Here is a 9,666-nt window from a genome sequence, read left to right on the forward strand (position 1 = left end):
CCGGGCGGAGCTCGACCGCTTTGCCGCGCGCACTTCCGGCCATGAATGGCTGGAGGGCGAAGCAGTGACCGCGCTGGAGCCTGATCTTGCGGGCCGGTTTCGGCGTGGGCTTTTCTTTCGGGGCGAGGCCCATCTCGATCCACGGCGGGCGCTGACGGCGCTTGTCGAGGGGCTGAGGAAGGCGGGTGTTCGTTTCGTCTGCGAAATGGAGGTCGAGGCGGACAGGATTGCCGATTGCACCGGCATGGCAGCGGCGGATCCGGAGCTGCGCGGGGTGCGGGGTGAGATGCTTATTCTCAGGACGCAGGAGATCAACCTGTCACGCCCGGTGCGGCTGCTTCATCCGCGCATACCGGTGTATATCGTGCCGCGTGCGGATCACCACTTCATGGTGGGCGCGACGATGATCGAGAGCGATGATGCCGGTCCGATCAGCGCCCGCTCGATGATGGAATTGCTCAACGCGGCCTACAGCCTGCATCCGGCCTTTGCCGAGGCGAAGATCGTGGAGACGGGTGCCGGCGTGCGCCCCGCCTATCCCGACAATCTGCCGCGCGTGAAGCGCACGCCGGAAGGCATCAGCGTGAACGGGTTCTACCGCCACGGCTTTCTGCTCTCGCCGGCCATGGCGCGCGAGGCGGCAACCCTCATCCTGAACGAACGCGTGGAGGTGTTCGATGAAGCTCACGGTTAATGGCGAAGTGCGGGAGGTGACGTCAACAACGCTGGCCGCCCTGCTCGACGAACTGGACTACGCGCCCGATTTCCTCGCCACCGCGCGCAACGGCGAGATCGTTCCGGCAGCGGAACGAAGCCGGTGCGCGCTCAAAGACGGGGACCGGATCGAGATCCTTTCGCCCATGCAGGGAGGCTGACATGCTGGAGCTTTATGGCGAAACCCTGTCCTCGCGGCTTCTGCTTGGCACCGCGCAATACCCCTCCCCCGCCATCATGGCGGATGCGGTGCGGGCAAGCGGCTGCGAGGTCGTGACCGTATCGCTGCGCCGCGAGATGGCGGGCAACCGCACGGGCGGCCGGTTCTGGGAGCTGATCCGGGAGCTCGGTGTGCGTGTTCTGCCCAACACGGCGGGCTGCCATTCGGTGAAAGAGGCGGTGACCACGGCGCAGATGGCGCGAGAGCTTTTCGGCACGGACTGGATCAAGCTCGAGGTGATTGGAAATCACGACACGCTCCAGCCGGATGTGTTCGGCCTTGTCGAGGCCGCGCGCATCCTGAGCGATGATGGTTTCAGGGTGTTTCCCTACACGACCGACGATCTGGTGGTTGGGGAAAGGCTGCTAGAGGCGGGATGCGGGGTGCTTATGCCCTGGTGCGCGCCCATCGGCTCGGCGCGGGGGCCGATCAATGTGGATGGGCTTCGGGCCATGCGTGGAGCCTTTCACGATATCCCGTTGATCGTGGATGCGGGGCTCGGACGCCCATCGCATGCGGCCATGGTGATGGAGCTCGGGTTTGACGCCGTTCTATTAAACACGGCCGTGGCGAAAGCGGGTGACCCTGTGGCGATGGCAGAGGCCTTTGGCGGAGCTGTGGAAGCGGGGCGAAAGGCCTTTCTGGCCGGGCCGCTGGAGCCGCGCGACATGGCCGTCCCCTCAACGCCGGTGATCGGCAAGGCGGTGTTTGAATGAAACTCGACCCCTTTTACCTGATCGTCGACAGTGCGGCGTGGATCGCCCGGCTCATTCCCCTTGGCGTGAAGCTCGTGCAGTTGCGCATCAAGGAGATGGATGTAGCGGGGCTTCGCGAAGAAATCATCGAGGCAAAGCACATCTGTGCCGAACACGATTGCCAGCTCATCGTGAATGATCACTGGCGGCTGGCCATCGAGACGGACTGCGATTTCATCCATCTGGGGCAGGAAGATCTGGCTGAGGCCGATCTCGATGCGATCCGCGCGGCGGGGCTGAAGCTCGGCATCAGCACCCATGACGGGGCGGAGCTGCGCACGGCACTCGCCGCGAAGCCGGATTATGTGGCGCTCGGGCCGGTCTATCCGACCATTCTGAAGAAGATGAGATGGCGACCGCAGGGGCTCGACCGGCTGGCCGACTGGCGAAAGCGTGTTGGCAACGTGCCTCTGGTGGCGATTGGCGGGCTGAACCCCGAGCGGCTTCCCGGCGTGTTTGCGGCAGGGGCCGATAGTGCTGCCGTGGTGACTGACATCACGCTCAATGCCGATCCTGAGGCGCGCACACGCGAATGGCTGGCGGCCACCGCGCAATGGCGGTGAGCATGGCGCATGTGCTTGTGATTGCCGGTTCGGACTCCTCGGGCGGGGCGGGTGTTGCACGGGATGTCGAGACGCTTGCTGCCTTTGGCGTGAAGTCCTGCCTCGCGATCACAGCGGTGACGGTGCAAACGCATGACACGGTAAAGAGTGTCGACCTATGTGCTCCAGATCTGGTGGAAGCACAAATCCGTGCGGCTTTTTCGGCAAACTCTGTCGCAGCCATCAAGATCGGTATGCTTGGGAGCTGCGAAACCGTGAAGCGTGTTGCGGCCGTCTTGCGTGAGCAGGCCCCTCTCCCGGTGGTTCTCGATCCCGTTCTTGCATCATCGTCCGGGCGGGCGCTGCTTGCCGAAGATGCCATTGAAACCATGCGCGAAAGCCTGATGCCGCTTTGCAGCCTCGTCACACCGAACCTGCCCGAACTGGCTATTCTGACGGGAGAGGAAGAGACGGCGAGCGCGGCGGATCTGCATTCACAAGCAGGCCATTTGCTCGGAGGCGGGGTGCAGGCTCTTCTCGTGAAAGGCGGGCACGCTGAAGGCGCGCGCGCCGTGGACACGCTGTTTCAGGCGGGGGAACCGCCGCTGCGGTTCGAGGGCCCGCGTCTTCCTGGCACGATGCGTGGCACGGGCTGCATGCTGGCCAGCGCCATCGCCGCCGGCCTTGCCCGGGGTGACGGGCTGGAGGCCAGCGTGCGCGCGGCAAAAACCCACTTGTCCGAACGCTGGCTTGCCAACTGACTCCCTGTCAGAGGATTTCTGACAGCTTTACCGCACGACCTTCCTTGATCGAAAGCAGCGCCGCATCGGCCAGCGCCAGCGCGCGCAGACCGTCTTCGCCCGAGGGTGACGCCGGCTTGCCCTCGACAATGGCGGCGACGAAGCTGGCAATCTCGGCTGCATAGGCTTCCGTATAGCGGGTCATGAAGAAGTCATGCAGCGGCGGGCGGGTAAAACCCTGCGCATTGGCGATCTCGATGGAAACGGGCCGCTGGTTTTCCGCCGCGATTGCACCCGCCGCACCCAGCACCTCGATCCGCTGGTCATAACCATAGGTGGCGCGGCGCGAATTGGAGATGCTGCATTGCCGACCGGATGCGGTGGTGAGGATGACGGAAACGCTGTCGAAATCCCCGGCCTCGCCAATGGCCGGATCGACCAGAACCGAAGCAGTGGCGAAGACCGTCTCGGGCTCCTCGCCCAGCAGGAAGCGCGCCATGTCGAAATCGTGGATCGTCATGTCACGCAGGATGCCACCCGATGACTTTATGTAGCTGATGGGCGGCGGGCCGGGATCGCGCGAGGTGATCTGCACCATCTCGACAGGGCCGATCCGGCCTTCGTCGATGGCTGCGCGCACGGCGGTGAAATGCGGGTCGAAGCGGCGGTTGAAACCCACCATCAGCACGGCACCCGTTTCCTTCACGACGCCAAGGCACTCTTTCACCCGGGCAAGATCGAGATCGATGGGCTTTTCGCAGAAAACCGCCTTGCCCGCGCGGGCGAAGCGCTCGATCAAATCCGCATGGGTGTCGGTCGGCGTGCAGATGACAACGGCATCGATGCTACTGTCGGCCTCGACATCCTCAATGCAGCGCACCGCGCAGCCATAGGTGTCCGCGACGGCCTGCGCTGCCTCCGCAAAGGCATCGGAAACGGCGACAAGCCGGGCGTCCCCATTCCCGGCGATCGCTTTTGCATGCACCTTGCCGATGCGCCCGGCACCAAGAAGCGCGAAGTTCACGGTCATAGAGGGTCTTTCTGTATGGGTTCCTGAAGGTTTTGTCTCAGATGTAACTGGCGTTCTCGTGGACGCCGGACTGCACGCCGGTGATCAGCGAGACCACTTCGTTTCCGTCCGTCTTGTCGGCCTCCAGCATGCCGGCGATGCGGCCGCGCCGGAACACCCAGATCTTGTCGACCAGATTGAAGACCTGTCTGAGATTGTGGCTGACGAGGATCAGCGGAATGCCGCGTTTCTTCAGACCACGGATGATGTTTTCCACCTGCGTCGTTTCCTGCACGCCAAGGGCTGCCGTGGGCTCGTCCATGAGGATCAGCTTCGAGGCGAAGCTTGCCGCGCGGCTGATGGCGACACACTGGCGCTGACCGCCGGACATGTTGGCGATCGAGTTGTGCAGATTGGGGATTTTCACACCCGTCTGCTCGAGCGCTTCCTGGCTGCGCTGGAACATCTTCTTCTCGTTCAGGAAGCTGAACGGACCGAGATTGAAGTAGGTTTCCTCCCGGCCAAGAAAGATGTTGGAAGGCACGTCCAGATCGTCGGCAAGCGCCAGATTCTGGAACACCGCCTCAATGCCTGCCTCGCGGGCGTCGACGGGGTTCTGAAAATCCATCTCCCGCCCTTCAAACAGTATCCTGCCGGCAGTGGGGCGCTCGACGCCGGTGATCTGTCGCACGAAGGTCGACTTTCCGGCACCGTTGTCGCCGACAATCGCCACGTGCTCGCCGTCGAGGAGCTCGAAATCCGCGTCCTGAAGCGCGTGTACACCGCCATAGTGCTTGGTCAGACCCTCGGTTCTGAGGATGACCTTGCGTTCTGCGTTTGTCATTGGTTCCTCCCGGGGTTCAGCGCGACCGTGGCCGCATGCGCTGGCGGTAGACATCGGCCACCACGGCGGCGACGATGATCACGCCCTTGATCATTTCCTGATAGTAGGCATCGAGCCGCAGGAAGGTGAAGCCGGATATGATGACGCCGAAGATGACGGCACCGATCAGCGTTCCGACGATGGAGCCGCGTCCGCCGGAAAGAGAGACGCCGCCGATAACGGCCATGGCGATGGCGTCGAGCTCATACATGACGCCCATGCCGGCCTGCGCGGTCAGTCCGCGGGCGGCGATCACCATGCCGGCAAGACCGGCGAGAAGACCCGCAATCGTATAGACCAGCACCAGATGCCGCTCGACATTGATGCCCGACATGCGCGCCGCCTGCTCGTTGGAACCGATGGCATAGGTGTGCTTGCCATAGACGGTATATTTGAGCGCCACATGGAAAAGAGCCGCGATCGCCAGGAAGATGAAGACCGGGGTCATCCCCTGCCCGAGGGCCGCAAAACTGTCGGTCGGGAAGGAGACCGGCTGGCCCTTCGTGTACCATTTGGCTATGCCGCGCGCCGTCACCATCATGCCCAGTGTGGCGATGAAGGAGGAATCTTCGTGAAGGCGATCAGCAGCCCGTTGATCATGCCCGCGACAATGCCGCAGGCAAGGCCGATCAGAATGGGGATGATGACGGGAAGATCGGTCAGTTCCGGATAGACTGCGCGCGGATAGGTGCTCACCTGAGCGAAGCTCATGGCAATCATCGCCGTGGCGCCAACCACAGAACCCGATGAAAGATCGATGCCGCCGGTGATGATGACCTGCGTGACGCCGATGGCGATGATGCCAACCACCGAAACCTGCAGGATCATGATGGAAAGGCGCTGGGTGTTGAACAGGAAGCTCTGTCCCTGAAAAATCCAGCCGAGAATTTCGAAAATGAGAGCGATGCCGACAAGGCCGAGCAACGCATTCAATTCGTGAGAGCGCGGACGCTTCTGGAGCATTTCCGCGGCGCTGTCGGAAACTGCTTGTGCCTGATTTGCCATCGTTTTTCCGCCAAGGGGAGCCGGCACGGGCCGGCGGGATGGCGGCGGCTCTGCGGCCGCCGCCGTCAGGTCCACAAAATCAGTTCTTGGTCGTGAACTGATCCATATTGTCCGGCGTTACGAGTTGGAAGGGAATATACACCTTCTGATCGACGTCTTCACCCTTGGCGAGCCTGAGGGCCGCATCGAGCGCGCCTTTGCCCTGGCCGGCCGCATCCTGGAACACGGTCACGTCCAGATCGCCCGCGGCCATTGCAGCCAGCGCGTCCTGGGTCGCGTCGACACCGCCCACGAGCATGTCTTCCATGGAGATGTTGGCGGCTTTCATGGCCTGGATAGCGCCGATGGCCATCTCGTCATTGTTGGAGACCAGCGCGTCGAACTCCAGCCCGGCGGAGAGCCAGTTGGTCATCAGATCGGTTGCCTCGGTGCGCTGCCAGTTGGCCGTCTGCTCCTCGACGATTTCCATGAAGGAGCAATCGTCGGTGGCGATCACGCCGTGAACGTCCTGCGTGCGCATGCGCGCTGCCTGGTTGGAGAGTTCACCCATCATGACGACGATCTTCGCGCCGTCACCCTTGCCCTTCTCCTTGAGGAGACGGCAGATTTCCTGTGTCTCCAGCGTGCCGGACTCGCGCTCGTCGGATGCGACGAAAGCCTGATTGTCCGGCAGATCGTCGACATTGACCGGCTCGCGGTTGACGAAGACGAGCGGCACGCCCGCATCGGCTGCTGCCTTGGTCATGGCGACGGTGGCGTCGGTGTCGACCGGGTTGACAATGACCGCATCGACGCCCGAGGCGATGAAGTTCTGGATCTGGTTCAGCTGTTTGCCGACGTCGTTCTGCGCGTCCTCAACCTGCAAATCCACGCCGTCCAGCGTGTCGGCATAGTCGACCATGCCATTGCGCAGAACGGTCAGGAAATTGTCGTCGAACAGAGCCATCGAGACACCGACCGTCTCGGCCATGGCCGAGGTGGACATCAGTGCCGAAACGGCAACGCCCATCATAAGCTTTTTCATCTGAATGCTCCTCCACACGATGGGTGTCCGGCAGCACCCGCTTTGGCCGGAATCCTGCAATGTGAATTTATGAACTCCATCGGGATGGACGGCAGAAGTCCTCAATTTTCAACCGCCCGGCACTCCATAAAATAGAATTCCGGAACCGTTAGGGGCTCAATATGTAATATTTATTCTATTTTGTGTGGCTGCGTCAAGGCGAAATTCCATTCTCCGTTTCGCCTCAGGCGCGTGGCTGGAGAGCATTCTCGCGGATATGCGTCATGCTTTCCTCAAGGTCTCTCTTCAGGTTGGCAGTCCGGTGCACACTTTCGGCAAATGGCTCAAACGACAGTGGTCCCGAAAAACCGCCGGAAAGCAGGGCTGATATCTGCCCGACATTGTCCAGCCGGTCGCTTCTGTCGACCAGCACGCGGTGCCCGTCCCGCATGTCCCGAACCGCAAGCGCCTCGTCGACGACGCCGGAAATGTGAACGAGCCCCGTCTCTGCGACAAACAGCTCGTCCTCGCCGGCAAGTGTGTGGTGGAACGTGTCGTGCACAAGCCGGAAGGTGCCGGCGGCATCGAGCGATGCGATGGCTTCGACGGCTTCCGATTTCAGCCGCAATGAGCAGATCTCGAAGCCCAGCGGCTCCACCAGGCCGACAATTCCGGCGTCTTCCAGAAGCGGGCGCAATGCCTTGAGCGCGATCCGCAGATTGTTCTGCCGTTCGCCATCGGCCTGTCCCGTGCCGTCATTGACCGGAACGAGCACCAGCGCCTCGGCGCCGCAGTCGCGCGCATAGGCAATCAGCGATCGTGCTTCCTCCTCACGGGTGTCGTTCCATTCGTTGAAGCGCTGCAGCGCGTTGATGGAGAGAATGCGCAGGCCGCGCGCCTCCGCTTCCCGGCGCATAGCTGCGGCAGGCGTGCCATCCAGAATGGCATTGCCCTGCAGGTCGTTGCGAATCTCCACGCCCCTCATGCCGAGAGAAACGGCGAGATCGAAAAAGTCGGAAATCGTGTGGTTGGGCGCGCTCATGTGATTGAGCGCGAAGAACGGTGCTGTCGCGGGCATCGATGTCTCCTCGGGAATGGCGGCTCTTTGGCCGGTTGGCGAAAACATGTCCGTGCGACGCAACAGCGTCAACGCGATCCCGTTGGAAAAGCCGCATACAGGCTTTCGGGTCTGTGAAAATCCAGTCTGCGGGAAATGCTGACCGGCTCTCCATGCCGTGACATTAACGCAGTTTCAATCCCGGCCCGATGGCGTATAACCCCGGCACCCTTCCGGGTGTTCACTCAGCAATCCATCAGTTCAGGCCGCGCCATGACCGAGAAGACGTTTCACATCAATCTGACCTGCGAAGACCGCCCCGGCATCGTGGCGGCGGTGACGACGGAGCTTGCCGGTCTTGGTGCCAACATCGCCGAATCCAACCAGTTCTGGGACCGGCAGACGAACCGCTTCTTCATGCGCATCGCTGCGACCGCGCTCAATGGTGTGGAGCGCGACGGGCTGATGCGTGCGCTTGAACCGGCCATTGCCCGCTTCGAGATGAAAACCGCGATCACCGACACGACGCGGCGGCCGAAGATCATCATCATGGTGTCGAAGTTCGATCACGCGCTTTTGCACCTGCTCTACCAGATCCGCGTCGGCTGGCTCGATGCCGAGGTCGTGGCCATCGTCTCGAACCATGAGGATTCACGTCGCACGGCGGAGATGGAGGGCATCCCCTATTACTGCTGGAAGGTGACGAAGGAGAGCAAGGCTGAACAGGAGGCAAAGCTTCTCGAGCTGTTCAAGGAGACGGGTGCGGATCTCGTCATCCTCGCGCGCTACATGCAGGTGCTTTCCAACGAGCTTTCGAACCGGCTCTACGGCAAGGTGATCAACATCCACCATTCCTTTTTGCCGAGCTTCAAGGGCGCAAAGCCCTATCATCAGGCGCATGAGCGCGGGGTGAAGCTGATCGGCGCGACGGCGCATTATGTGACGCCCGATCTGGACGAAGGTCCGATCATCGAGCAGGAAACCGAGCGCGTGACGCATGCCATGACGGCTGAGGATTTCGTCGCCACGGGCCGCGACATCGAAAGCCGGGTTCTGGCCCGTGCCGTCAAGCTGCACCTGGAAAACCGGGTGATGATGAACGGGCACAAGACCGTCGTTTTCGGGTGACACCTGTCAACACATGGGGTCTCACCCCGCCGTCGCGCGGGCTCTTCTGCGTGCGCGGAAGGCGAGCAGGAAGGCGAGGCCGAGCATGGTGGCGGTGATGGCGTAGAGCGTCAGCGCGATGGGGCTGGAAAACAGAATCTGGAAATCGCCGTTCGAGATGGACAGCGCGCGGCGCAGATTGTTTTCCATGTCCGCACCCAGAAGCAGGCCCAGAATGACCGGCACCAGCGAGATGCCGAGCATGCGCAGGATATAGCCCATCACCCCGAACCCGACCATGACGAACAGGTCGAAGGTGGAGTGGCTGATCGAATAGACACCGAGAAAGCTGACCATGACGACGAAGGGCATCAGCACCCATTGCGGCATGGAGAGCATGCGCGTGAAGAACCCGATCATCGGAATGTTCATGATGAGCAGGGCGATGTTGGCGATGTAAAGCGCGGCGATCAGGCCCCAGACGAGATCCGGTTGCCGGTCGAAAAGCAGCGGGCCGGGCTGGATGTTGAGCGAGATCAACAGTGCCAGCATGACGGCCGTGGTGCCGCTGCCCGGCACGCCGAGTGTCAACATGGGGATGAGCGCGCCGCCGGATGCCGCGTTGTTGCCG

11 protein-coding genes and 1 pseudogene are annotated in these 9,666 nt (G+C 62.1%); 6 read left to right on the top strand and 6 right to left on the bottom strand.

Annotated features, from left to right (window positions below):
- The 5 genes from JCM21793_RS21540 to thiD all read left to right on the top strand — a co-directional run.
- Positions 1-694: FAD-dependent oxidoreductase (locus JCM21793_RS21540; RefSeq protein WP_025031682.1), on the top strand; the 694-nt coding region annotated here is incomplete at its 5' end.
- A complete protein-coding gene (thiS, locus tag JCM21793_RS21545; RefSeq protein ID WP_025031683.1) occupies positions 678-875 on the top strand; it encodes a sulfur carrier protein ThiS in 198 nt (65 codons plus the stop codon). The genes JCM21793_RS21540 and thiS, both read left to right, overlap by 17 nt.
- Position 876: 1 nt before the next feature.
- Positions 877-1,650 carry a thiazole synthase gene (locus tag JCM21793_RS21550; protein ID WP_025031684.1) on the top strand — a complete coding sequence of 258 codons (774 nt, stop codon included), beginning with the start codon at positions 877-879 and terminating at the stop codon, positions 1,648-1,650.
- A complete protein-coding gene (locus tag JCM21793_RS21555; RefSeq protein WP_025031685.1) occupies positions 1,647-2,252 on the top strand; it encodes a thiamine phosphate synthase in 606 nt (201 codons plus the stop codon). Before JCM21793_RS21550 ends, JCM21793_RS21555 begins: the two co-directional genes overlap by 4 nt.
- A gap of 2 nt (positions 2,253-2,254) precedes the next feature.
- Positions 2,255-2,992 (top strand): bifunctional hydroxymethylpyrimidine kinase/phosphomethylpyrimidine kinase, encoded by a 738-nt coding sequence (gene thiD, locus JCM21793_RS21560; RefSeq protein ID WP_244439944.1) that lies wholly within the window; start codon positions 2,255-2,257, stop codon positions 2,990-2,992.
- Positions 2,993-2,999: 7 nt separating this feature from the next.
- On the opposite strand, the gene iolG is transcribed toward thiD, so the two are convergent.
- The 5 genes and pseudogenes from iolG to JCM21793_RS21585 form a co-directional block, all read right to left on the bottom strand.
- Positions 3,000-4,001 (bottom strand): inositol 2-dehydrogenase, encoded by a 1,002-nt coding sequence (gene iolG / locus JCM21793_RS21565; RefSeq protein WP_025031687.1) that lies wholly within the window; start codon positions 3,999-4,001, stop codon positions 3,000-3,002.
- 37 nt (positions 4,002-4,038) lie between these two features.
- Positions 4,039-4,824, bottom strand: coding sequence for an ATP-binding cassette domain-containing protein (locus JCM21793_RS21570; RefSeq protein WP_007007235.1), 786 nt, complete (start codon positions 4,822-4,824; stop codon positions 4,039-4,041).
- Between the two features lie 16 nt (positions 4,825-4,840).
- Positions 4,841-5,826, bottom strand: a pseudogene (locus JCM21793_RS27635) (ABC transporter permease).
- Positions 5,827-5,947: 121 nt separating this feature from the next.
- On the bottom strand, positions 5,948-6,892 hold the full coding sequence (locus JCM21793_RS21580) for a sugar ABC transporter substrate-binding protein (protein ID WP_025031688.1): 945 nt from the start codon (positions 6,890-6,892) through the stop codon (positions 5,948-5,950).
- A gap of 223 nt (positions 6,893-7,115) precedes the next feature.
- A complete protein-coding gene (locus JCM21793_RS21585) occupies positions 7,116-7,949 on the bottom strand; it encodes a TIM barrel protein (RefSeq protein WP_036541358.1) in 834 nt (277 codons plus the stop codon).
- 252 nt (positions 7,950-8,201) lie between these two features.
- Between JCM21793_RS21585 and purU the strand changes: the two genes are divergently transcribed.
- Complete coding sequence (gene purU / locus JCM21793_RS21590) at positions 8,202-9,056, top strand: formyltetrahydrofolate deformylase (RefSeq protein WP_025031690.1); 855 nt, start codon at positions 8,202-8,204, stop codon at positions 9,054-9,056.
- 21 nt (positions 9,057-9,077) lie between these two features.
- Here purU and JCM21793_RS21595 read toward each other — a convergent pair.
- Positions 9,078-9,666 (bottom strand): tripartite tricarboxylate transporter permease (locus JCM21793_RS21595; RefSeq protein ID WP_025031691.1); only part of this gene is annotated, 589 nt, incomplete at its 5' end.

Origin of the sequence: Nitratireductor aquibiodomus NL21 = JCM 21793, from assembly GCF_000615975.1 — a bacterium.
GTDB classification, from domain to species: domain Bacteria; phylum Pseudomonadota; class Alphaproteobacteria; order Rhizobiales; family Rhizobiaceae; genus Nitratireductor; species Nitratireductor aquibiodomus.

What these genes read in the sequence shown, in the direction of transcription:
- thiS (WP_025031683.1), top strand. Translation starts at nt 678, where the DNA reads ATGAAGCTCACGGTTAATGGCGAAGTGCGGGAGGTGACGTCAACAACG.
- JCM21793_RS21550 (WP_025031684.1), top strand. Translation starts at nt 877, where the DNA reads ATGCTGGAGCTTTATGGCGAAACCCTGTCCTCGCGGCTTCTGCTTGGC.
- JCM21793_RS21555 (WP_025031685.1), top strand. Translation starts at nt 1,647, where the DNA reads ATGAAACTCGACCCCTTTTACCTGATCGTCGACAGTGCGGCGTGGATC.
- thiD (WP_244439944.1), top strand. Translation starts at nt 2,255, where the DNA reads ATGGCGCATGTGCTTGTGATTGCCGGTTCGGACTCCTCGGGCGGGGCG.
- iolG (WP_025031687.1), bottom strand. Translation starts at nt 4,001, where the DNA reads ATGACCGTGAACTTCGCGCTTCTTGGTGCCGGGCGCATCGGCAAGGTG.
- JCM21793_RS21570 (WP_007007235.1), bottom strand. Translation starts at nt 4,824, where the DNA reads ATGACAAACGCAGAACGCAAGGTCATCCTCAGAACCGAGGGTCTGACC.
- JCM21793_RS21580 (WP_025031688.1), bottom strand. Translation starts at nt 6,892, where the DNA reads ATGAAAAAGCTTATGATGGGCGTTGCCGTTTCGGCACTGATGTCCACC.
- JCM21793_RS21585 (WP_036541358.1), bottom strand. Translation starts at nt 7,949, where the DNA reads ATGCCCGCGACAGCACCGTTCTTCGCGCTCAATCACATGAGCGCGCCC.
- purU (WP_025031690.1), top strand. Translation starts at nt 8,202, where the DNA reads ATGACCGAGAAGACGTTTCACATCAATCTGACCTGCGAAGACCGCCCC.